Source organism: Streptomyces sp. NPDC059002 (assembly GCF_042740435.1).
In the GTDB taxonomy this organism is placed as follows: domain Bacteria; phylum Actinomycetota; class Actinomycetes; order Streptomycetales; family Streptomycetaceae; genus Streptomyces.
The window spans coordinates 40,927-62,848 of record NZ_JBHYJI010000032.1 but is presented as its reverse complement, the minus strand read 5'-3'; the positions used below and the strand labels follow the sequence as shown (position 1 = coordinate 62,848).

19 protein-coding genes are annotated in these 21,922 nt (G+C 71.6%); 7 read left to right on the top strand and 12 right to left on the bottom strand.

Features of this window, described 5'->3' with window-relative positions; genetic code table 11:
- Nucleotides 1-223 precede the first annotated feature (223 nt).
- A complete protein-coding gene (glnA, locus tag ACFWZ2_RS26300; protein ID WP_384549735.1) occupies nucleotides 224-1,633 on the bottom strand; it encodes a type I glutamate--ammonia ligase in 1,410 nt (469 codons plus the stop codon).
- 239 nt (nucleotides 1,634-1,872) lie between these two features.
- On the opposite strand from glnA, the gene ACFWZ2_RS26295 reads away from it, so the two are divergent.
- Nucleotides 1,873-2,340: an RDD family protein gene (locus tag ACFWZ2_RS26295; RefSeq protein WP_384549663.1), complete on the top strand. Its 468-nt coding sequence runs from the start codon at nucleotides 1,873-1,875 to the stop codon at nucleotides 2,338-2,340.
- 134 nt (nucleotides 2,341-2,474) lie between these two features.
- On the opposite strand, the gene ACFWZ2_RS26290 is transcribed toward ACFWZ2_RS26295, so the two are convergent.
- From ACFWZ2_RS26290 to lipB, 4 genes are all read right to left on the bottom strand, one after another.
- Nucleotides 2,475-3,182: a DUF4191 domain-containing protein gene (locus ACFWZ2_RS26290; RefSeq protein ID WP_384549661.1), complete on the bottom strand. Its 708-nt coding sequence runs from the start codon at nucleotides 3,180-3,182 to the stop codon at nucleotides 2,475-2,477.
- 30 nt (nucleotides 3,183-3,212) lie between these two features.
- Nucleotides 3,213-3,416 (bottom strand): hypothetical protein, encoded by a 204-nt coding sequence (locus tag ACFWZ2_RS26285; RefSeq protein ID WP_384549659.1) that lies wholly within the window; start codon nucleotides 3,414-3,416, stop codon nucleotides 3,213-3,215.
- 265 nt (nucleotides 3,417-3,681) lie between these two features.
- A complete protein-coding gene (locus ACFWZ2_RS26280; RefSeq protein WP_384549657.1) occupies nucleotides 3,682-4,647 on the bottom strand; it encodes a lipoyl synthase in 966 nt (321 codons plus the stop codon).
- Nucleotides 4,648-4,776: 129 nt separating this feature from the next.
- Entirely contained in the window at nucleotides 4,777-5,574 is a 798-nt protein-coding gene (lipB, locus tag ACFWZ2_RS26275; RefSeq protein ID WP_384549655.1) for a lipoyl(octanoyl) transferase LipB, read from the bottom strand.
- Nucleotides 5,575-5,790: 216 nt separating this feature from the next.
- Here lipB and ACFWZ2_RS26270 point away from each other — a divergent pair, with 216 nt between their 5' ends.
- Nucleotides 5,791-7,236: a regulator gene (locus ACFWZ2_RS26270; RefSeq protein WP_384549653.1), complete on the top strand. Its 1,446-nt coding sequence runs from the start codon at nucleotides 5,791-5,793 to the stop codon at nucleotides 7,234-7,236.
- 15 nt (nucleotides 7,237-7,251) lie between these two features.
- Here the strand turns inward: ACFWZ2_RS26270 and ACFWZ2_RS26265 are convergent, their stop codons facing one another.
- The 3 genes from ACFWZ2_RS26265 to ACFWZ2_RS26255 all read right to left on the bottom strand — a co-directional run bounded on the left by ACFWZ2_RS26265 (nucleotide 7,252) and on the right by ACFWZ2_RS26255 (nucleotide 12,214).
- Nucleotides 7,252-9,396, bottom strand: coding sequence for a family 20 glycosylhydrolase (locus ACFWZ2_RS26265; protein WP_384549651.1), 2,145 nt, complete (start codon nucleotides 9,394-9,396; stop codon nucleotides 7,252-7,254).
- Between the two features lie 241 nt (nucleotides 9,397-9,637).
- A complete protein-coding gene (locus ACFWZ2_RS26260; RefSeq protein WP_384549649.1) occupies nucleotides 9,638-11,017 on the bottom strand; it encodes an NAD(P)/FAD-dependent oxidoreductase in 1,380 nt (459 codons plus the stop codon).
- 291 nt (nucleotides 11,018-11,308) lie between these two features.
- A complete protein-coding gene (locus ACFWZ2_RS26255) occupies nucleotides 11,309-12,214 on the bottom strand; it encodes a TIGR01777 family oxidoreductase (RefSeq protein WP_384549647.1) in 906 nt (301 codons plus the stop codon).
- A 61-nt stretch (nucleotides 12,215-12,275) separates the two neighbouring features.
- Here ACFWZ2_RS26255 and ACFWZ2_RS26250 point away from each other — a divergent pair, with 61 nt between their 5' ends.
- Both ACFWZ2_RS26250 and ACFWZ2_RS26245 read left to right on the top strand, forming a co-directional pair.
- Nucleotides 12,276-12,764: a GNAT family N-acetyltransferase gene (locus ACFWZ2_RS26250; protein ID WP_384549645.1), complete on the top strand. Its 489-nt coding sequence runs from the start codon at nucleotides 12,276-12,278 to the stop codon at nucleotides 12,762-12,764.
- A gap of 71 nt (nucleotides 12,765-12,835) precedes the next feature.
- Nucleotides 12,836-13,984 carry a PP2C family protein-serine/threonine phosphatase gene (locus ACFWZ2_RS26245; RefSeq protein WP_384549643.1) on the top strand — a complete coding sequence of 383 codons (1,149 nt, stop codon included), beginning with the start codon at nucleotides 12,836-12,838 and terminating at the stop codon, nucleotides 13,982-13,984.
- A gap of 44 nt (nucleotides 13,985-14,028) precedes the next feature.
- On the opposite strand, the gene ACFWZ2_RS26240 is transcribed toward ACFWZ2_RS26245, so the two are convergent.
- The gene (locus ACFWZ2_RS26240) at nucleotides 14,029-14,727 is read right to left on the bottom strand and encodes a TetR/AcrR family transcriptional regulator (RefSeq protein WP_384549734.1); all 699 of its coding nucleotides are present in this window, start codon (nucleotides 14,725-14,727) and stop codon (nucleotides 14,029-14,031) included.
- Between the two features lie 84 nt (nucleotides 14,728-14,811).
- Between ACFWZ2_RS26240 and ACFWZ2_RS26235 the strand changes: the two genes are divergently transcribed.
- Together ACFWZ2_RS26235 and ACFWZ2_RS26230 are read left to right on the top strand one after the other, a co-directional pair.
- The gene (locus tag ACFWZ2_RS26235; protein ID WP_384549641.1) at nucleotides 14,812-15,606 is read left to right on the top strand and encodes an SDR family NAD(P)-dependent oxidoreductase; all 795 of its coding nucleotides are present in this window, start codon (nucleotides 14,812-14,814) and stop codon (nucleotides 15,604-15,606) included.
- A 34-nt stretch (nucleotides 15,607-15,640) separates the two neighbouring features.
- Nucleotides 15,641-16,480 carry an SDR family NAD(P)-dependent oxidoreductase gene (locus ACFWZ2_RS26230; protein WP_384549639.1) on the top strand — a complete coding sequence of 280 codons (840 nt, stop codon included), beginning with the start codon at nucleotides 15,641-15,643 and terminating at the stop codon, nucleotides 16,478-16,480.
- Here ACFWZ2_RS26230 and ACFWZ2_RS26225 read toward each other — a convergent pair.
- Complete coding sequence (locus ACFWZ2_RS26225; protein ID WP_384549733.1) at nucleotides 16,467-16,988, bottom strand: DUF4240 domain-containing protein; 522 nt, start codon at nucleotides 16,986-16,988, stop codon at nucleotides 16,467-16,469. The genes ACFWZ2_RS26230 and ACFWZ2_RS26225 overlap by 14 nt on opposite strands.
- Nucleotides 16,989-17,122: 134 nt before the next feature.
- On the opposite strand from ACFWZ2_RS26225, the gene ACFWZ2_RS26220 reads away from it, so the two are divergent.
- Nucleotides 17,123-18,049, top strand: coding sequence for an SDR family oxidoreductase (locus ACFWZ2_RS26220; protein WP_384549637.1), 927 nt, complete (start codon nucleotides 17,123-17,125; stop codon nucleotides 18,047-18,049).
- A 2-nt stretch (nucleotides 18,050-18,051) separates the two neighbouring features.
- Here the strand turns inward: ACFWZ2_RS26220 and ACFWZ2_RS26215 are convergent, their stop codons facing one another.
- Both ACFWZ2_RS26215 and aceE read right to left on the bottom strand, forming a co-directional pair.
- Nucleotides 18,052-19,035, bottom strand: coding sequence for a helix-turn-helix transcriptional regulator (locus tag ACFWZ2_RS26215; protein ID WP_384549635.1), 984 nt, complete (start codon nucleotides 19,033-19,035; stop codon nucleotides 18,052-18,054).
- 118 nt (nucleotides 19,036-19,153) lie between these two features.
- Nucleotides 19,154-21,859 carry a pyruvate dehydrogenase (acetyl-transferring), homodimeric type gene (gene aceE / locus ACFWZ2_RS26210; protein ID WP_384549633.1) on the bottom strand — a complete coding sequence of 902 codons (2,706 nt, stop codon included), beginning with the start codon at nucleotides 21,857-21,859 and terminating at the stop codon, nucleotides 19,154-19,156.
- Between the last annotated feature and the right edge of the window lie 63 nt (nucleotides 21,860-21,922).

The window sequence follows — 21,922 nt, the reverse complement described above, 5'->3', positions numbered from 1 at the left end:
CACACCCACTGCGTGCACCAAGAACGGAAGCTTGCCCCGGCCCGCCACCCCACATGGCCGATGACAGCAATCTGCCCGCATGCGCCGCATGGCGGATCGTGGCGGATCGCTAAGGGCGGGAATGGGGGTCTCTACAAGCCAGCGAGGGCTGCTTCCCGATTCCGGGAAGCAGCCCTCGCTGCTGGCATCTGTGGCTCTGGCCCGGGGTAACCGGGCCTGCGGTTTAGATGTCGAAGTACAGCTCAAACTCATGCGGGTGCGGGCGCAGCTGGATCGGGGCGATCTCGTTCGTGCGCTTGTAGTCGATCCACGTCTCGATGAGGTCGGACGTGAAGACGCCGCCGGCCTGGAGGTACTCGTTGTCCGCCTCGAGGGCGTCGAGGACCGCGGGGAGGGAGGTCGGGACCTGGGGGACGCCCGCGTGCTCCTCGGGGGCGAGCTCGTAGAGGTCCTTGTCGATCGGCTCGGCGGGCTCGATCTTGTTCTTGACGCCGTCCAGGCCCGCCAGGAGCAGGGCGGAGAACGCCAGGTACGGGTTGGAGGACGGGTCGGGCGCGCGGAACTCGACGCGCTTGGCCTTCGGGTTCGAGCCCGTGATCGGGATGCGCATGGCCGCGGAGCGGTTGCGCTGCGAGTAGACCAGGTTGACCGGGGCCTCGAAGCCGGGGACCAGGCGGTGGTAGGAGTTCACCGTCGGGTTGGTGAAGGCGAGCAGCGAGGGGGCGTGCTTGAGGATGCCGCCGATGTAGTAGCGGGCGGTGTCCGAGAGGCCCGCGTAGCCCTGCTCGTCGTAGAAGAGCGGGTCGCCGCCGGACCACAGCGACTGGTGGACGTGCATGCCCGAGCCGTTGTCGCCGAAGATCGGCTTCGGCATGAAGGTCGCGGTCTTCTCGTTGCGCCAGGCGACGTTCTTCACGATGTACTTGAAGAGCATCAGGTCGTCGGCCGCGGCGAGCAGCGTGTTGAACTTGTAGTTGATCTCGGCCTGGCCCGCCGTGCCCACCTCGTGGTGCTGGCGCTCGACCTGGAGGCCGTTCTTGTCCAGTTCGAGGGAGATCTCGGCGCGCAGGTCGGCGAAGTGGTCGACCGGCGGGGCCGGGAAGTAGCCGCCCTTGTAACGGACCTTGTAGCCGCGGTTGTTCTCGACCGCACCGGTGTTCCAGGCGCCCGCCTCGGAGTCGATGTGGTAGAAGCTCTCGTTCGCCGACGTCTGGAAGCGGACGTTGTCGAAGACGTAGAACTCCGCCTCCGGGCCGAAGTAGGCCGTGTCCGCGATGCCGGTGGAGGCCAGGTACGCCTCCGCCTTCTTGGCGACGTTGCGGGGGTCACGGCTGTACTGCTCGCCCGTGATCGGGTCGTGGATGAAGAAGTTGATGTTGACGGTCTTGTCGCGGCGGAAGGGGTCCACGCGAGCCGTCGACAGGTCGGCGCGCAGCGCCATGTCGGACTCGTGGATGGCCTGGAAGCCGCGGATCGACGAACCGTCGAAGGCCAGCTCCTCGTCCGGGTCGAACGCCGCCGCCGGGATCGTGAAGTGCTGCATCACTCCGGGCAGGTCGCAGAAGCGGACGTCGATGAACTTGACGTCCTCGTCCGCGATGAACTTCTTCGCGTCGTCGGCGTTCTGGAACAACATCCAACTCCTCCTACTCCCGCCCGGGGCGGGACGGGGTTGCAGCTTGTTGTGCGGCCAGTGCGGTGGCACACGCTGGGACCCGACCATAGGGACGGGGGATTTCTCAAGCATGACCCATTTGTTTCGCCGAAGTTAACCGGCCCGGGTGCGCCCGGCCCCGTCCCGGCCCCTCGGGTACGACGCCGTGGACGACCCCGCCCGTCCCCGTACGAAAACGGGCGCAGTACCGTGGACGGGTGGACAACAGGCAAGCAATCGGATCGTGGCTGTCAGGACCGCGCGCGGCCGCGGAGGAGGCCGGTGTCGACTTCGGGTACCGGGGCGAGCAGCTCGGCCTGCCCGAGGAGGGGCCGGGGTCGATCGCGCGCCCGGGCCGCCGCATCGGCGCCATCGCCGTGGACTGGGGCCTGTGCATGGTCATCGCATACGGCCTGTTCGCTCGCGGTGACCAGCAGGCGATGGGCAACTGGGCCCTCGGCATCTTCTTCGTCATGAGCGTGCTCACCGTCGGCACGATCGGCTGCACGCCCGGCAAGGCCCTCTTCCGGCTGCGCGTCATCGCCGAGGGCGGCGGCCGCCTCGGCGCCGGCCGGGTCCTGCTCCGCAGCGTCCTGCTGTGCGTCGCCATCCCTGCCCTCATCTGGGACCGCGACGGCCGCGGCCTGCACGACCGCCTCGCCCGCGCCGTCCAGATCCGGATCTGAGCGCAGACAGCAGACAGCAGACAGCAGACAGCAGACAGCAGACAGCAGACCGGCAGACAGCAGACCGACGACGAAGGCCCCGGAACCTGATCGGTTCCGGGGCCTTCGTGTATGCCGTGTACGTGGAGCGAGGGCTACTTCATCTTCGGGCCGCCGCGCGGCATGCGCGCGCCCTTGGGCATCGGACCCTTCGGGAGCGGCATGTTCGACATGAGGTCGCCCATCGCGCGCAGGCGGTCGTTGGTCGCGGTGACCTGCGGGCCCGTGAGGACGCGGGGGAGCTTCAGGAGCGTGGTGCGCAGCTTCTTCAGGGACACCGTGTCGTCGGTGGTGCCGACGATGACGTCGTGCACGGGGACGTCCGCGACGATGCGCGCCATCTTCTTCTTCTCGGCGGCCAGCAGGCCCTTGACCCGGTTCGGGTTGCCCTCGGCGACCAGGACGATGCCCGCCTTGCCGACGGTGCGGTGCACGACGTCCTGGCTGCGGTTCATCGCGACCGCCGGGGTGGTCGTCCAGCCGCGGCCGATCTTGTCGAGCACCGCGGCCGCCGCGCCGGGCTGGCCCTCCATCTGACCGAAGGCGGCCCGCTCGGCCCTGCGTCCGAAGACGATCGCCATCGCGAGGAAGGCGAGCAGGAAGCCGAGAATGCCCAGGTAGACCGGGTGACCGAGCCAGAAGCCGATCGCGAGGAAGACACCAAAGGTGACGATTCCCACAGCCGCGATGATGAGGCCGATCTTCGGGTCGGCCCGCCGGGTCATCTTGTAGGTGAGGGCAATCTGCTTGAGTCGCCCTGGTTCCGCGGCCGAAGCCGCCGCGGTGGTTTCCTTCCTCGCCATGCCGTGAAGTCTACGTGTCCCCGGAACCGACTACGACGTGCGGGTTGTCACGGCCTCTTCGAGCACGCGCTCCGCCTCGACCCGGTCCTTGGCGCGGCGCCGGTCCTCGAGCACGGAAGTCCAGGCATTGCGGCGTGCGGTGCGCTGGCCGCCGCTCATGAGGAGCGACTCGACGGCGCGCAGTGCGTCGGTGACGGACGGGATCGCGGTGGCGCGTACGGGCGCGGCCTGCATGATGGGGCCCTCCTGGGGAGCGGCTCGGGTGGGGAGCGGCTATGGGTAAGGCTGTACGTGCGGTAATTCCAGGGTCACTGATTGGTGTTACCAGGGCGTGACCGACCGGTCAAACACCGATGAAACCTTGACGCGAGGGCCCAAAACGCTGACGCGGCCCATACGATCCCGTTCACCTGCGGGGATCGTATGGGCCGCGTCATTACGGCCACTACTGGTTGGTAGTCACTTGTGCGCCGATTCACACAGTGGCGGACCGGCCGGGTCAGACCGCCTGCGACGCGACGTACGCACCGCGCTTCTCGATGGCCATCTGGTACAGGCGGCCCGCCCGGTACGAGGAGCGGACCAGCGGCCCGGACATCACTCCGGAGAAGCCGATCTGCTCGGCCTCGTCCTTCAGCTCCACGAACTCGGCGGGCTTGACCCAGCGCTCCACGGGGTGGTGGCGCGGCGTGGGGCGCAGGTACTGGGTGATGGTGATGAGCTCGGTGCCCGCCTCGTGCAGCTGGCGCAGCGCCTCGCTGACCTCTTCACGGGTCTCGCCCATGCCCAGGATCAGGTTGGACTTGGTGACCAGACCGGCCTCGCGGGCCTTCGTGATGACCTCGAGGGAGCGCTCGAAACGGAAGCCGGGGCGGATCCGCTTGAAGATGCGCGGCACCGTCTCGACGTTGTGCCCGAGGACCTCGGGGCGGGACGAGAAGACCTCGGCCAGCTGGTCCGGGTCGGCGTTGAAGTCGGGGATGAGCAGCTCGACCTTGGTGTAACCGGCCTCGCGCTCCGCCGTCATCGCGTGGATCTGGCGCACGGTCTCCGCGTACAGCCAGGCGCCGCCGTCCGCCAGGTCGTCGCGGGCGACGCCGGTGATGGTGGCGTAGTTCAGGTCCATCTTCACGACGGACTCACCGACGCGGCGCGGCTCGTCGCGGTCGAGTGCCTGCGGCTTGCCGGTGTCGATCTGGCAGAAGTCGCAGCGTCGCGTGCACTGGTCGCCGCCGATGAGGAACGTGGCCTCGCGGTCCTCCCAGCACTCGAAGATGTTCGGACAGCCCGCTTCCTGGCAGACCGTGTGCAGCTCCTCGCTCTTCACGAGTTTCTGCAGGGCGTTGTACTCGGGGCCCATCTTTGCCCGGGTCTTGATCCACTCGGGCTTGCGCTCGATGGGGGTCTGGCTGTTCCGGACCTCCAGGCGCAGCATCTTGCGTCCGTCGGGTGCGACTGCGGACACATCGGCTCCTGTTTGTCGAGGTAATCTTCGATTCTTCGGCGCACACCAGGGTACGCCCGTGATGTCGTTGGGCTTACTTCTGGCCAACCTCTGGCCAAGGGGGTGCATTCCCCCGAGCCCCGGTCCCGTCTAGACGGCGGCCTGCTCGATGACGCGCGGCTTCAGCTCCGCGTTCTCCAGGACGTCCCGCAGATGCCGCTCGGCGACGGGCAGCACATCGGCGATGGTGATCTCGCGGCCCAGCTCGTACGAGAGGGACGTCACGCCCGCGTCGCGGATACCGCACGGGATGATCCGGTCGAACCAGGTGTTGTCCGGGTTCACGTTCAGCGCGAAGCCGTGCATCGTCACGCCCTTGGCGACGCGGATGCCGATCGCGGCGAGCTTGCGGTCCTCGCGGCGCTGGCCCGCGTTGGACGGGGCGTACTCGGGACCGTTGAACCGGGCGTCGAACTCGTCGTCCTGCAGCCGCGGATCGAAGTCCAGGGAGAGCCCGCCGAGTGCCGGACGCTGTTCCACCGGGTCACCGAGGACCCATACGCCGCTGCGGCCCTCGACGCGCGAGGTCTCCAGGCCGAACTCCGCACACGTACGGATAAGTGCCTCTTCCAGGCGGCGCACATGTGCTACGACGTCCACCGGGCGCGGCAGCTTCTGGATCGGGTAGCCCACGAGCTGGCCCGGGCCGTGCCAGGTGATCTTGCCGCCGCGGTCCACGTCGACGACGGGGGTGCCGTCGAGCGGGCGCTCGCTCGCCTCCGTGCGGCGGCCCGCGGTGTAGACCGGCTGGTGCTCCAGGAGCAGGCAGGTGTCCGGGACCTCGTCGGTGAAACGGGCGGCGTGCACGCGGCGCTGCTCGTCCCACGCCTCTTGGTACTCCACGGCGTCCGGGCCGAACCCCAGCCGGACGAACCGAAACTCACTCACGGCAGTGCCTCCCTGAACGTTCACCGTGCACATATCGCGCCTCTGCCACTGTACGGGCCCCCTCGACCGGCAACTTCGACCCGGGTTCCTCACACGATCGGATGAATGCGGGGCGAAGGACCCGATGAAGGCTGTGATGGCCGTTACATTCGCGCCGTTCACGAGGCCATAAGGGCTGCTCAAGGCAGGCCCGGAAGGCAGGAGACCGCACAGCCGATGACGGAACGACCCCCGCAGCGCACCCCCAACCGCCAGCTAGCCGCGCTCATCTCGGAAGCCGGGTTCTCCAATGCGGGCCTCGCGCGCCGCGTCGACCAGCTCGGGCTCGAGCACGGCCTCGACCTGCGCTACGACAAGACGTCCGTGACCCGCTGGCTGCGCGGCCAGCAGCCCAGAGGGACCACGCCCGCGCTGATCGCAGAGGTCTTCACCCGGCGGCTCGGGCGACGCCTCTCCGCGCAGGACCTCGGCCTCGACGCATGTGCGCCGGTGTACGCGGGCCTGGAGTTCGCGGCCTCCCCGGAAGAGGCGGTCGACATCGTCGGAGGCCTGTGGCGCAAGGACTCCGGCAGCCACGCGGAACTGCGGAAGATCGCGTTCACCCCGGCGGGCCTCGTCGTGCCCAGCAGGGACTGGCTGATCGGCCGCGCCGACGAGCGCGTGGGGCGGGGAGAGTCCGATCCCGGCCACTCGCGCGTGCCGGTCCAGGGGCGGCCCGTCGTGCCCCGCCAGCGCCAGGGTTCCGAACGCGGCCCCGGGCAGCGGGTCACCAGTGGTGACATCGCGGCGCTGCGGGCCGTCGGCGAACTCTTCCGCGCCCTCGACCACGCGTACGGCGGCGGGCACGCCCGGCAGGCCCTGGTGCGCTATCTGGAGCACGAGGCCGAGCCGATGCTCCGCGGTACCTACGGCGAGCAGGCGGGACGACGGCTCTTCGCGGCCGCCGCCGACCTGACCCGGCTCGCGGGCTGGACCTCGTACGACATCGCGGCGCACGGCCTTGCCCAGCGGTACTACGTCCAGGCGCTGCGCCTCTCGCAGGCCGCGGGCGACCGTGCGTACGGCTCGTACGTCCTGGTCACCATGAGCCGCCAGGCCGTCTATCTCGGGCACGGGCGCGAGGCCGTGCAGCTGGCCCGCGTCGCCCAGCAGGGCGTCGGCTCATCGGCCCCGCCCGTCGTCCAGGCCCTCCTGTACGCGGCCGAGGCGCGCGGCCACGGGGTGCTCGGCGAGGTGCGGGCCTGCACGGCATCGCTGGTGCGGGCCGAGCGGTCGCTCGAAGCGGCGCGGCCCGGCGACGAGGTGCCGCACTGGGCGCGCTTCTTCGACGAGGCACAGCTCGCGGACGAGTTCGGGCACAGCTACCGCGATCTCCAGCAGTACCGCGCCGCCGCCCAGTACGCCGAGCGCTCGCTCCAGCTGCGCGCACCCGCCTTCGCGCGCAGCCGGCTGTTCTGCCGGGTGGTCCTCGCCACTGCGAGGCTCGGCCTCGGCGAGCTGGAGCAGGCCTGCCAGCTGGGTGCCGAGGCGGCGCAGGCGGCGGGCGAGATGCGGTCGGCGCGCGCGCACGAGTACGTACGCGACTTCGAGCGGCGCCTGGAGCCCTACCGGGACGCGGCGCCGGTGAGGGGGTACCGCGACCGGGTCGCTGCGCTCGGCTGAGACCCGGCGCCGATGTCACCTCAGGCGGGCGACCCGCGCCGGGGTCAACGCCTCGTCCCAGGTGAGCAGTTCGTCGAGGTCGCCCCGCAGGCTCGCCTTCTCCGTGCCGATGGAGCGCAGGGGGAGCGGGATCGACGCCGCGACGGCGCCGACCCGCTCCCCGTCGGCGTACAGGACCGTGTGTCCCGGCGTCGCGACCCAGGTCAGCCGCGTCCAGCGGTCGAGCGGCAGGGTGTGGTCGAAGCTGTGGTCCGCGGCGCCGTAGCGCGTGAGGCCGACCTTGCCCGTGCCGTGCTGCATCAGCTTCAGGGCGCCCGCCTTCGAGCTGAGCAGGACCTGGTCGGAGGTCCGTGACGCGGCGCGGACCCGCACCGAGACCGTCCACGGCTCGGCGACGTCGAGGCCGCCGAAGCCCACGCCGTCCCGGTCGGAGTCGAAGCGCCAGGCCTGGCCGCGCACGCCGGGCACGGGGGTGGGGTTGTCGATGATGTACGAAGTGCCGGGCAGGTCACCGGCCGTGTCCTCGGCGAGGATCGTGTTGCCGGGGCTGCCCGCGTACGTCCAGCCGCTCGGGTACGACGCGTCGTCGAAGGTCCAGTGGTGGCTGGGACGCCCCTCGACGCGGGGCGGCACGGGCGCCGGGGTGGTGCCGGGAGGGTCGCCGATGCGGGCGGCGCGGGCCCGGAAGCCGGTGAGGGTGTCCGGTGTCGCGGACCGGTTCCAGGCGCGGTCGGCGAGGATCGCGCGGGCGCCCGCCATGTGCTGCTCGAAGTAGCCGTCGTCGGCCCAGAAGTTGTAGTCGGCCCAGTTGGTGACGCCGGAGCCGAGCATGTCGGGGGCGGTGCTCGGCGCCCAACTGTCGTACATCCAGGGCTCGTCCGGATACTTGTGGTGGTAGTTGTTCGGGGTGTCGTAGAACGGGCCGATGGCGATCTCGTCGTGGCCGGGGACGGCGGGCTCCGCGCCCGTGCCCTCCCAGGTGAGGAAGACGACCGGGGCGTGGACCTTCTGCTGGGGTGCGGTCAGGTGTTCGGAGCCGTTGTAGACGGCGGTGCGCCTGCCGTGCGAAGCGACCACGTCGTCAAGGGTGTTGATGTAGCGGTTGAGCAGGTCGCCGAGCGTGGAGACGTCGGGGTCGGACGCCAGGTGGTCCTTGACGCGCGGGCACTCGGCGAGCTGGCCGGGGACCTCCTCCGCGCCGATGGAGAACAGCGGCGCGTCGAACCAGTCCACGAACTCCGCCACGATCTCCTTCGACTTCGCCACCGCCTTCTCGCTGGTCATGTCGATGATCCAGTCGGGCGTGAGGTGGGAGTGCGTGTGCGCGCCCGTGCACGGGTTCCGGCCCGCGCCGAAGCCGATGCCGAAGGCCTGGCTGATCACGGTGGCGTGGCCGGGGAGTTCCAGGCCGGGCATCAGCTGGACGTGATGGCGGGCCGCGAAGGCCTTGAGGTGCTCGATGTCGGCGCGGCTGTAGCTGTGCCCGGGGTCGGCGAGGCCCGGGAACTTCGGGCTGTACAGGCGGAAGCCCTCGGACTCGGAGAGGTGCAGCAGGAGCGTGTTGAGCTTCTGGTCGCCCATCCTGCGGATCAGGTTCTCCAGGTACGGGATCTTCCAGTACTTGCGGCCCGCGTCCAGGTGGACCATGCGGATCGCCTGCGCGGGCCTGTCGACGGCCGTGGCGCGCGGCACCTCGCGATGGTTCCTGGCGGTGGCGCGCAGGAGTTGGAGCAGGGTGCGGGTGCCGTAGTGGAGGCCGTGGGTGGACGCGGCCTCGATGCGGACGGGTCCCCTGCTGTCGAAGCGGTAGCCCTCGGCGCCGAGTGCGCCCTGGTCGGTGAGGGTGAGCGCGATGTCGCCGGGGGCGGGCAGGCCACCGCTGGTGATGCGCGGGGCGATGCCGGTGACCTGCTCGATCTCCGTACGCAGCTGGGTGGCGAGCTGTCGTACGGACTGCCGTGCGGGGCCCGGGAGTTCGGCGCGTCCGGCGGGCAGCGCGGTGGCCTGTGCGGTGCGCGGGTCGATGAGGATGCGGGTGGTGCGGGTGAGCGCGGTGCGGCCCTCGAGCGCGGTCCAGTCGGTCGGGCGGGGGACGACGTCCGGCGGCGTCCGCGCCCCTGCGGGCTCCTTGGGTGGCGCGTCGGCCTGGGCACCGGGCAAGGACATAGCTCCCATGAATAGGCCGAGGATGAGCGATATCACCGGCAAGGTACGACGCACGTCAGTCCTCCCGCTGCTGGGCGATCCCGGGGGAACGTAACCGCGTACTACCCGTGTGGCAAGGGGAGTTGCAGGGTTCTGTGGGAGTGGGGTGTCGGGTGCGGGCGGCGGGCGGGAAGGGAGAAGCCCCCGCGTGGGGGGCGCAGGGGCTTCCGGGGGAGCGGGACAGAGGTCGGATGGGTCAGGCGGCCGCGGGCAGCGACTCCGGGGCGTACGCCGTGACGATGCCGAAGTCCGTGAGCGCGGCGTGGGCCGCGCGTCGGCCCGAGTGCAGTGCGCCCTGCACCGTGCTGGTGTCCCGGTGGTCCCCGCACACGTACAGCCCCGAGAGCAGCCGCACCGGGCGGCGCACGTCGTGCGGGGGCGGCATCGCGGGGACGGCCTCGCGGGTGTGGTGGACGGCGAGCAGCTCCCAGCGGTCGGTCGGGGTGCCGTACAGGTCGGCGAGGTGGCTGAGGACGGCGCGCTGGTCGGGCGGCGGGCCGAGCACCGTCGACGAGACGAGCACGCGGTCCGCGGGGGCGCGCGACGGGTCGACCTGGCTGATGACCGCCGTATGGGCGACCGGGCCCGCGCGGTCGGCGTCGAGCAGCAGTGCGGGGCCGTCGAGCGGCGGCTCGGGCGCCGTGTGGTGCACCACCGTCACCTCGTGGAACGGCGGCACGCGCAGCCCCGGCAGGAGTTCCGCGGCGGCCCGCGCGTCCGTGGCGAGCAGCACCGCCCGGCAGGAGATCTCGCCGTGGCCCGCGGTGGTCACGGAGGTCGTGGAGACCGAGGTGACGCGGACGCCGGTGCGGACCGTGCCGGGCGGCAGGGCGGCGGCGAGGAGTTCGGGCAGCACCTCGGCGCCGCCCTCCGGCAGGCAGAGGCGACCGCGCGCGAAGGCGTGCAGCGCGAGGTCCGCGCAGCGGCTCGACGTCGTCAGGCCCGGGTCGCACAGGAGCGCCGAGAGCAGCGGGCGCAGGAAGCCGTCGATGGTGCGGGACGGCAGGCCGCGGGCGAACAGGGCGTCCCTGGCCGGGAGTTCGGGGCGGTCCAGGAGGCGCTCGACGGGGGTCGCCGCGATGCGGGCGAGCGCGGAGCCGAGCCGGGCCTGGTCGAAGGGGGTGCCCAGGGGGGTGGTGCGGGCGGCGGGCGTGCGGGTGGGGGTGCCCTGCGCCGTCCTGCCGGGGGGCCTGGCCGCTCGGGACGCCCGGGGGGCGCTCGCCAGGGCGCGTGCCGCGGTGAGTGCGCCCCTTGCGCTCCGTGCGGCCAGGGGCTCCGCGGCGCGGTGGTGCCTGCCCTCGCTGTGCACGAGGAGGCCGGGTGCGAAGGGGCGCAGGACGAGGGAGTCCAGGCCCGGGGTGCGCCGCAGTTCCGGATACGAGGTGGTGAGCAGCTGACCGATCCTGTCGAGCCGGAACCCGTCTATCTTCTCGGTCGACATGCGGCCGCCTACGCAAGGGGCGGCCTCCAGGACTACGGTCGTTACACCGGCGCTGGTCAGCCGGTGTGCGGCCGAGAGCCCCGCGGCCCCGGCCCCCACGATGACGACATCGGCATGGTGCGCAGGCTCTAGCACGTGCCCCTCCAGAGGTCGTGCGGGCTTGTGGGGGCCTGATGCCCCCGACAGGGCTCCGGAATCCACGAGTTCGGGACGAGGGTAGGAGCGGGGCGGGGCGGAGGCAGTCGCGCATGCACCGGGCACGGTCGCACGTGGGTCGCACGTCGGGAGGGGGCGCGGGGGCGCGGGGGCGTCCCGCCTCGGGTTTCTGCTGCGGGCAATCGTGCCGCGGGGCGGCACCGTGGGCACAGCCCACGGCGCCGGTGGTCGTGCACGCAGGCGCAAGCCCGGTGCAGGTGGGGCGGGGTGTCAGCGGAGGGCCGCCCGGAGGGTTTCTTCGATGCCCGGGTAGGTGAAGGAGAAACCGGACTCCAGGAGCCGGGTGGGGAGTACGCGCTGGCTGCCGAGGACGTCCCCCGCCATCTCCCCGAGCACCACGCGGAGCGCCACCGCGGGCGCGGTCAGGAGGGTGGGGCGGTGCAGCACCCGCCCCATCGCGGCCGTGATCTCCCGGTTGGTGAGCGGGTCCGGTGCCGTCAGGTTCACGGGGCCGGACAGCGACTCGGTGTCGATGAGGTGCCGGAGCGCGGCCACCTCGTCGTGCAGGGAGATGTAGCTCCAGTACTGCCGTCCACTGCCCAGACGCCCGCCGAGCCCCGCCTTGAAGAGGGGGAAGAGACGCCCCCAGGCCCCGCCGTCGCGGCCCACGACCAGGCCGTTGCGTGCGATGACGGTGCGGATGCCCGCCTGCTGCGCGGCGTCGGCGGCTCCTTCCCAGGCGACGCACAGGGACGGCAGGAAGCCCTCTCCGGGAGGGGCGCTTTCGTCGACCGCGTGTTGTCCGGTGTCTCCGTAGTAGCCGATCGCGCCGGCGTTCAGGAACACGCGCGGCGGCTCGTCGAGCGAGGCGACGGCGGCGGCGAGCGCGGCGGTGCCGAGCACCCTGCTGTCGCGGAGTTCCCGCTTGTACGCGGCCGTCCAGCGGTGGTCGCCGATGCCGGCGCCCGCGAGATTGACGACCGCGGTGCAGCCGGTGAGCCCGGCCGTGTCGACGTATCGCTTCTTGGGGTCCCAGCGCACCTCGTCCTTCGCGCGGGGCGCCCTGCGCACCAGCCGTACCACCTCGTGCCCGTCCTCGGTGAGGGAGCGGGTCAGCGCCGTACCGATGAGCCCGGACGCGCCGGCCACGGCGACGCGGGACCGTGTGGTTTCCATGGGCCCATCCTGCCCCCAAAAACGTCGGAGAGGCCCGCTCCGGCCGCCGTACAGTGGCGCCATGCCGGACATGCACATACGCACCGCCCTGCCCGAGGACGACGACGCCCTCGCCCGCCTCGACCGCGCCACCTGGTCCACGCTGCACGCGGTGCAGCCGCGCCCCCAGCCGCCGTACGAACCCTTCTTCAACGACCGTTTCGGGCCCCGTGACCACCTGGTCGCCGAGGTGGACGGGCGGATCGTCGGCTATGTGAAGCTCGGCTATCCCACCCCGCTGCTCGTCAACGCGCACGTCCGGCAGATCCAGGGCATCGCCGTCGCCGAGGACGCGCGCGGCAAGGGCGTCGGCAGAGGGCTGATCAGGGCGGCCATCGAGGAGGCCCGCAGACAGGGCGCGCTCCGCATCACGCTGCGGGTCCTCGGGCACAACACCCCCGCCCGCAGGCTCTACGAGGCGGAGGGGTTCGTGACCGAGGGCGTGCTGCCCGGGGAGTTCCTGCTCGACGGCGTGTACGTCGACGACGTCCTCATGGGCCGCCCCCTGTGAGCTGCGGGGACGGCGCACCCGACGGACCGGCCCGGGGTGCGGTGTGTCCCCCGCCGTAGGAGCGTGAGGGCATGATCAGGGCTGCGTCCAGACGGCGCGACGCGGGCCAGCGGGACTGGCTGCTGCGCGGCACGCCGCCCCCGCCCTGGGTGCACTGGCCCCCGCCGCTGCTCCTGGTCGCGATCGTCCTCATCCAGCTGCTCACCCCGAAGACGGTGGACCTGAGCTTCCTGGTCGCGGCGGCCCCGCCGCTGGCCGCCCTGTCGTACGGGCCCGCCGCCACCGCGCTCCTCGGCGGCGTCGTGGTGATGATGCTGTCCCTGCCGGGGTTCGGCCTCGGCCACCCGGGCAGCAGCGACGAGCTGACGATCACCTTCATCTCGCTGCTCAGCGTGCTCTTCGCCTGGGTGCGCAGCCGCCGCGAGGCCCAGCTCGTCACGGTCCGCACGGTCGCGGAGGCGGCCCAGTTCGCGGTCCTTCCGCCGCTGCCGGAGCGGGTCGGCAGGGTGCGGTGCGCGGGCCTGTACCAGGCGGCGCAGCACGAGTCGCTGGTCGGCGGCGACTTCTTCGACGTCCGCAGGGGGCCGTGCGGGGTGCGCGCCCTGGTCGGTGATGTGCAGGGGCACGGCCTCGCCGCGGTCGGCACCGTCGCCGCGCTCCTCGGCGCGTTCCGCGAGGCGGTGCTCGACAAGCCCGACCTGGAGGGCGTCGCCGCCCGGTTGGACCGCAGGCTCGTCGTGGATTCGGCGGGGGACGAGCACGCCGAGCTGTTCGCCACGGCGGTGCTCCTGGAGTTCCCCGACGACTCCTCCGTCGTACGCGTGGTCTCCTGCGGTCACCCGCCGCCGCTGCTGCTCCGCGGCACCGAGGTCACCGAGCTGGCCGTCGCCGCGGGCGCCCCGCTCGGCCTCGGTCTCGCGGGGCTCTCCCCGCCCGAGCAGCTGACGGTGCCGTTGCTCGCGGGCGATCTGCTGCTGGGTCTGACCGACGGGGTGAGCGAGGCCCGCGACGCGACCGGCGCGTTCTATCCGCTGCCGGAGCGGCTCACCTCGATGCTCAAGGCGGACGCCGTCCTCCTGGACGATCCGGCGGCCCTCACCGAACGGGTCTGGGCGGACGTGGTCGGCTACGCGGGCACCGTGCGGGACGACGTGACCATGATGGTGTTCGCGCCGGACCCTGCGGGGGACGCGGGCATGGGCGGGCACCGGGGCCCGTAAGGGGCGCGGGGAACTGCGCGATCGGCCCCCACCGGCCCGCAGGTTCACGACCGCACCTCCGGCGGAGTGCTCATCCGCGTCAACAGCCCCATCCCGCCCATGAGTTCCCGCAGGCACCGCACCGCGAGGTCCGCCGGTGAGTCCGGGCCCGTGACGTCCGCGTCCGATTCCGCCCAGGTCTCCAGGGCGATCCGGATCGCGTCGGTCGCGGCGGCCGCGGCGAGGCGGACCTCCAGGGCGGGCGCGTCCTTGCCCGCGAGGTCCGCGACCACGGGGCGGAGCTTCTCCTCGGACTCCTGGTTCACGCGGTACCAGACCGCCCGCAGCGCCGGGTCGTCCGCCGCGGCGCGCAGCAGACCGCGTGCCTGGCGCAGGCCGTCCGCGGCGGCCAGGTCCGGTGCGGCGAGCGCCTCCGCGATCGCCGCCTCCAGGGCCTTCGGCAGTCCCGCGCCCGGCTCGCTCGCGGCGAGCAGCGCACGCCAGCGTTCCCCGCCGACGGCGAGCAGCGGTCCCACCGCGTCCTGCTTGTTGCGGAAGTACCGGTAGAAGGTGCGCAGCGCGACCCCGGCCCGGCCCGCGATGGCCTCGGCCGTGGTGCCGTCGGGCCCGTGCTCGGTGAAGAGCTCGGCTGCGGCGTGCGCGATCTCCAGCTGGGTGGCCAGCTTGCGGCGTTCCGTGAGGGAGAGGGGCGGGGCGGTCGACTGGGTGCTCACCTGCCGAAGCCTACGCCGCCCCGGCCACATGGGCATGTTTGGCCGAAGTGGCAGATCGTGCCACTCAGGCGTACCGTGTAATCGAAGGCAAGATTGCGAGAGTGGGAGAACGCCATGCAGACCCTGAACCGCTACGAAGGACGCCGCGCCCTGGTCACCGGCGGCGGCTCCGGCATCGGGCAGGCCACCGTGCTGCGCCTGCTGGCCGAGGGCGGCAGGGTCGTCGCCGCCGACGTCAGCGAGGACGGCCTGAAGGACACCGTCACCAAGGCGGGCGCCGACGCCGGGCGCCTCACCACCGTCGTCGTGAACATCGCCGACGAGGAGTCGGTCCGCGCGGGCGTCGCCGCCGCCACCGCCGCGCTCGGCGGCCTGGACGTCCTGGTGAACGCCGCGGGCATCCTGCGCTCCTCGCACACCCACGAGACCACCCTCGACGCCTTCAACCAGGTCATCGGGGTCAACCTCACCGGCACCTTCCTGATGATCCGCGAGTCGATCCCGGCGCTCCTGGAGGGCAACGGCTCCGCGGTCGTCAACTTCAGCTCCACCTCCGCGATGTTCGCCCACCCGTACATGGCGGCGTACGCGGCGAGCAAGGGCGGCATCCAGTCCATGACGCACGCCCTCGCCAGCGAGTACGGCAAGCAGGGCATCCGCTTCACCGCCGTGCAGCCCGGCTCCATCTCCTCCGGCATGACGGACGGCTCCGGCGCGAGCCGCCAGAGCGTCGGCCCCGGCCTGCCCGAGGACGCCGACATGAGCCTGTTCATCAAGCTCGCCCCCGCGCTCGGCCAGGGCTTCGCGGGCCCGGAGACCGTCGCCTCCGTCGTCGCGATGCTCGCCTCGGACGACGGCCGCTTCATCACCGGCACCGAGGTCCGCATCGACGGCGGCACCCACTTCTGAGCCACGGATCCCGGACCACGGAGGTCACCCGACCATGAGCAGCGCAGCAGAGACCTTCCGCGGCAAGGTCGCCGTCATCACCGGGGCGTCGGCCGGGATCGGCGCCGGGTTCGCCCGGCACGCCGCGTCCCTCGGCATGAAGCTCGTCCTCGCCGACATCGCGGCCGAGCGCCTCGCGGACCTCGCGGGCGAGCTGGCGAAGGAGGGCGCCGAGGTCGAGGCGGTGCCCACCGATGTCGCCGACCCGGCCTCGGTCGACGCGCTCGCCGACCGTGCGTACGAGCGGTTCGGCGCCGTCGACCTGCTCGTCAACAACGCCGGGATCATGGCGATGGGCTACTCCTGGGAGATCCCCGCCGAACGCTGGGACGCCGCCCTGCGCGTCAACGTCGGCGGGTACGTCAACGGCATCCGCTCCTTCGTGCCGCGGCTGCTCGAACGCGGCACCAAGGCGTGGATCGTCGACGTCTCCTCCGTCGGCGGCCTCTTCCCGAGCCCGCTGATGGCGCCGTACAGCGTCACCAAGTTCGGCACGCTCGCGCTCACCGAGTCGCTCGCGCACGAACTGCGGATGAAGCAGGCCGACATCCAGGTCTCCGTCGTACTGCCGGACTCCGTGCGCAGCGAGATCTTCCGGGCGGCCGGGCCCGGCGACGGCACCCCGCCCGAGGTCGCGGGCTTCCGCGCCCGGCTCCAGGAGCGCGCCGACGCCCAGGGCATCACCGCCGAGGAGCACGCCCGCCGCTGCTTCGAGCAGATCGCCGACGGCCGCTACTGGGTCACGCCGCAGCCGGAGATGATCGACGCGGGCCTGCCGCGGCGCACGGAGATGATCCTGAGCCGTACGGATCCGTCGTACGTCAGTCCGCCATGAACCGTGCCCACAGCTTCGGATAGCGCTGTGCCATCACCGCGTCGTCCTCGAAGTCGAAGGGCGTGCCCTCCGGCTCCGGGGGCGCGGGCGGAATGCCGAGGTCCGGGGCGACGACGCCGGTGAGCTGCTCGTACGCCTCGTCGGCGGCGTAGCCGAGCTCCTCGCCGTCGCCGTCGAGCTCCTCGTCGAACTCGTCCAGGAGCTCGGCGAGCGAGTCCGGGTCGTGCACACCGCCCTCGAAGACCTCGCGGCCCTGGCCGATCAGCCAGCACCTGAAGTAGTCGAAGGCGTCGTCGCTCGCGCCGCCGAGCAGCACCCAGGCGGCGCCCCACAGGTCCCAGCGGTAGGCGCGGTTGTAGCGGGACTCGAAGTGACGGGCGAAGTCGAGGACGGAGTCCGGGTCGGACTGCAGCAGTCGCTCGACGAGCAGCTCGGCGTGATCCTCGGGGTCGCCGCCGGCGGCCTCGCGAGTACCGTCCACCATCTCCCAGAACTCGGTCTCGTCCATCACGGGACAAGCATCGGTCCTGCGGAGTGGGGGCGCACGCGGAGTGCGCCGGAATGCGGCTGTCTCGTTATGCGTGCACATGCCCATGGAAAAACCGACAGGGGATGTCGGCTTTTGGTGGAAGCGTCAAAGGCATGGACACCACGCAGACACTGACCGGAAAGATCGCCCTCGTCGCGGGCGCCACCCGCGGCGCGGGCCGCGCGATGGCCGTGGAGCTCGGCCGCGCCGGAGCCACCGTGTACGTGACGGGACGCACCACCCGCGAGCACACCAGCGAGATCGGCCGGAGCACCGAGACCATCGAGGAGACGGCGGAGCTCGTCGACGCCGCGGGGGGCAAGGGCATCGCCGTGCCCACCGACCACCTGGAGCCCGAGCAGGTCGAGGCCCTCGTCGAGCGCATCGACCGCGAACAGGGCCGCCTCGACATCCTCGTCAACGACATCTGGGGCGGCGACGGCCACGTCGAGTGGGACAAGAAGATGTGGGAGCACGACCTCGACAAGGGGCTGCGCATCCTGCGCCTGGGCATGGAGACCCACATCGTCACCAGCAGGTACGCGCTGCCGCTCCTGATCAGGAACCGCGGCGGCCTGGTCGTCGAGGTCACCGACGGCACCGAGGAGTACAACCGCGCGAACTACCGCAAGCCCTTCTACTACGACCTCGCCAAGGCGGCCCCGCTGCGGATGGCGCACGACCTCGCCCAGGAGGTCGAGGAGTACGGCTGCACGGCGCTCTGTCTGACGCCCGGCTGGCTGCGCTCCGAGGCGATGCTCGACACCTACTTCAAGGTGACCGAGGAGAACTGGCTCGCGGGCACCGAGCAGAACCCGCACTTCGCCATCTCCGAGACCCCGACGTTCGTGGGCCGGGCCCTCGTCGCGCTCGCCGCCGACCCCGACGTGGCACGCCACAACGGCAAGTCGCTCTCCAGCGGCGGACTCGCCAAGGAGTACGGCTTCACGGACGTGGACGGCTCCGCGCCCGACGCCTGGCGCTACATCACCGAGGTCGACCAGGAGAGCAAGGAGGCGGACGTCACCGGCTACCGGTAGAGCTACCGGTAGAGCGCGGCGGCCCGCGCGGCGGCGTCCGCGAACCGCTTGCGCAGGGCGGCGGGTTCAAGCACCTCCGCCTCAGGCCCGAGCGCCATGAGCTGCGTGTACGCCACGTCCTCGTTCTCGACGGGCAGGGTGACCGTCACCCGGCCCGTCGCGTCCGGCTCGCCCGCCGACTCCATCGCCTCGCGCGCGGACGCGGCTTCGGTGGCGTACGGCAGTTGGCGCACCCCCGCGGGGGAGAGCCGCACCACGACCTCGGCCCGCAGGATCGCCCGCTCGAACTGCGCCGCACGCTCCTCCCAGAAGCCCGGCAGGTCGAACTCCTCGTCGCGTACGAAGCGTTCCTCGCCGACAGCGACCGCGGTGAAGCGGTCGATGCGGTACACGCGGTACGCCCCCGAGGACGAGGGCACGTCGGGCACCCGCGCGCACAAGTACCAGACGCCCGCCTTGAGCACGAGACCGTACGGCTCCAACTCCCGCTCCACCTCGGCCTCCTGGCGGCGGTAGCGGGCCGTGACCCGCCGGTCGTCCCACACCGCGTCCGCGACGGCGGGCAGCAGCTCGGGCGCGGGCGTCTCCTTGAACCAGCCGGGCGCGTCCAGATGGAACCGCTGCGAGGCGTTCTGCGAGGCGTCCCGCAGCGAGGGCATCAGCGCCGCCGACACCTTCAGGCGCGCCGCCGACGCCGCGTCCTCCAGCCCCATCTCCCGCAGCGCGCCCGGCACCCCGGACAGGAACAACGCCTCGGCCTCACTGCGGCCGAGCCCGGTGAGACGGGTGCGATAGCCGCCGATGAGCCGGTACCCACCGGTGCGCCCCCGGTCGGCGTAGACGGGCACGCCCGCCTCGGACAGCGCCTGGGCGTCGCGTGTGATGGTCCGCTCGGACACTTCCAGCTCGGCGGCCAGCTCGGCGGCGGTCATGGAGGGCCGGGCCTGAAGGAGAAGCACCATCTTGATGAGGCGGGCAGCGCGCATGGCCCCCATGATGCCGCGTACCAAAACACCCGCCCGCCCTTCACCCGCGAAGCGGGACGAAAGGGCGGGCGGGTGGGGGAAATCCGCCGCGAAGCGGCGGCTCAGTAACCCCGCAGAACTACAGCCCGTACTTGGCGCGAGCTTCCTTCACCGCGGAGGCGGGAACCTCACCCCGCGCGGCGAGCCGAGCCAACGCCGCGACGACGATCGACTGCGCGTCGACGCCGAAGTGGCGACGCGCCGCCTCACGCGTGTCGGAGAGGCCGAAGCCGTCCGCGCCGAGCGAGGAGTAGTCCTGCTCGACCCACTGCGCGATCTGGTCGGGAACCTGGCGCATGTAGTCGGAGACGGCGAGCACGGGGCCCTGCGCACCCTCAAGTGCCTTGCGCACGAAGGGAGTACGCTCCTCGCCGCGCAGCAGCGCCTCGTCCGCCTCCAGGGCGTCGCGCCGCAGCTCGGTCCAGGACGTCGCGGACCACACGTCGGCGGCCACGCCCCACTCCTCGGCGAGCAGCTTCTGGGCCTCAAGGGTCCAGTGGATCGCGGTGCCCGAGCCGATGAGCTGGATGCGCGCGGCGTTGGCGGCAGGCGAAAGCCCGGCGGTCTCGGCCGTGTTGAAGCGGTACAGGCCCTTGATGATGCCCTCGTCGACACCCGCGGGCTTCGCGGGCTGCGGCATCGGCTCGTTGTAGACGGTGAGGTAGTAGAAGACGTCCTGGTCCTCACCGGGGGCCGCCTCGCCGTACATACGGCGCAGACCCTCCTTGACGATCGCGGCGATCTCGTACGCGAACGCCGGGTCGTACGACAGGGCGGCCGGGTTCGTCGCGGCGATCACCGGCGAGTGACCGTCGGCGTGCTGCAGACCCTCACCGGTCAGCGTCGTACGACCGGCGGTGGCGCCCACCAGGAAGCCGCGGCCGAGCTGGTCGCCGAGCTGCCACATCTGGTCGGCGGTGCGCTGCCAGCCGAACATCGAGTAGAAGATGTAGAAGGGGATCATCGCCTCGCCGTGCGTCGCGTACGACGACGCGGCGGCGATGAAGTCCGCCATCGAACCGGCCTCGGTGATCCCCTCGTTGAGGATCTGGCCGTCCTTGGCCTCCTTGTAGTACATCAGCTGGTCGCGGTCGACCGGCTCGTACGTCTGGCCCTTGGGCGAGTAGATGCCGAGCGACGGGAAGAGCGACTCCATGCCGAAGGTGCGCGCCTCGTCGGGGACGATCGGCACCCAGCGCTTGCCGGTCTCCTTGTCGCGTACGAGGTCCTTGACCAGGCGTACGAAGGCCATGGTCGTCGCGACGGACTGCGCACCGGAGCCCTTGTCGAAGGACGCGAAGGCCTTGTCCGCGGCGGCGGGCAGCGGGGCGAGCGGCTGCGTGCGACGGGCCGGGGCCGGACCGCCGAGCGCCGCGCGGCGCTCCTGGAGGTAGCGGACCTCGGGGGAGTCGGCGCCGGGGTGGCCGTAGGGCACCTGGCCGTCGACGAAGTCGCTGTCCGGGATCGGCAGACCAAGCAGGTCGCGCATGTCCTTGAACTCGTCCACCGTGAGCTTCTTCATCTGGTGGTTGGCGTTCTTGGACTCGAAGCCCTTGCCGAGCGTGAAGCCCTTGACCGTCTGCGCGAGGATCACGGTCGGCGCGCCCTTGTGGGTCAGCGCCGCGCGGTAGGCCGCGTAGACCTTGCGGGCCTCGTGGCCGCCGCGCGAGAGGTGGAAGCACTCGCTGATCTTGTCGTCGCTGAGCAGCTGGCCGAGGGCCACGAGGGCGGGCTCGGAGCCGAAGAAGTGCTCGCGGATGTACGCGGCGTCGCGCGTCGCGTACGTCTGGAACTGCGCGTCCGGGACCTCGCGGAGGCGGCGGACCAGGGCGCCCGTGGTGTCGAGCTGGAACAGCTCGTCCCAGGCGTTGCCCCACAGGACCTTGATGACGTTCCAGCCGGCGCCGCGGAACTGGGCCTCCAGCTCCTGCACCACGCGGAAGTTGGCGCGGACGGGGCCGTCGAGGCGCTGCAGGTTGCAGTTGATGACGTACGTGAGGTTGTCGAGACCCTCACGTGCGGCAAGAGCGAGGGCCGCGGTCGACTCGGGCTCGTCCATCTCGCCGTCACCGAGGAACGCCCACACGTGCGAGGCGGAGACGTCCTTGATGCCGCGGTTGGTGAGGTACCGGTTGAAGCGCGCCTGGTAGATGGCGGAGAGCGGACCCAGACCCATGGAGACGGTCGGGAACTCCCACAGCCAGGGCAGGCGGCGCGGGTGCGGGTAGGAGGGGAGGCCGTTGCCGCCCGACTCCTGCCGGAAGTTGTCGAGCTGCGCCTCGTTCAGACGGCCGTCGAGGAAGGCGCGGGCGTAGATGCCGGGGGAGGCGTGGCCCTGGATGTACAGCTGGTCACCCGATCCGGGAGACTCCTGGGATTCCTTGCCCTTGAAGAAGTGGTTGAAGCCGGTCTCGTACAGCCAGGCCGCGGACGCGAAGGTCGCGATGTGGCCGCCGACGCCGTGCTTGGAGCCACGGGTCACCATCGCGGCCGCGTTCCAGCGGTTCCACGCGGTGATCTTCCGCTCCATCTCCTCGTCACCGTCGATGGACGGCTCGGCGGAGGTGGGGATGGTGTTGACGTAGTCGGTCTCGAGCAGCTTGGGCAGCGCCAGGCCCGCGCCCTCGGCGCGCTCCAGCGTGCGGCGCATCAAGTACGCGGCACGGTGCGGCCCGGCCGCCTCGGTGACGGCGTCCAGGGAGGCCTGCCATTCGGCGGTCTCCTCGGGGTCGCGGTCCGGGAGCTGGTCGAGCTCGCTCGGCTGGATTGCGGAGGGGTCGGTCATTGCGCCGCCTTCCTGAGTCGGAGGGGGTCCCCTGTTTCGGTAAGGGGTGGGGGTGCCTTTGTC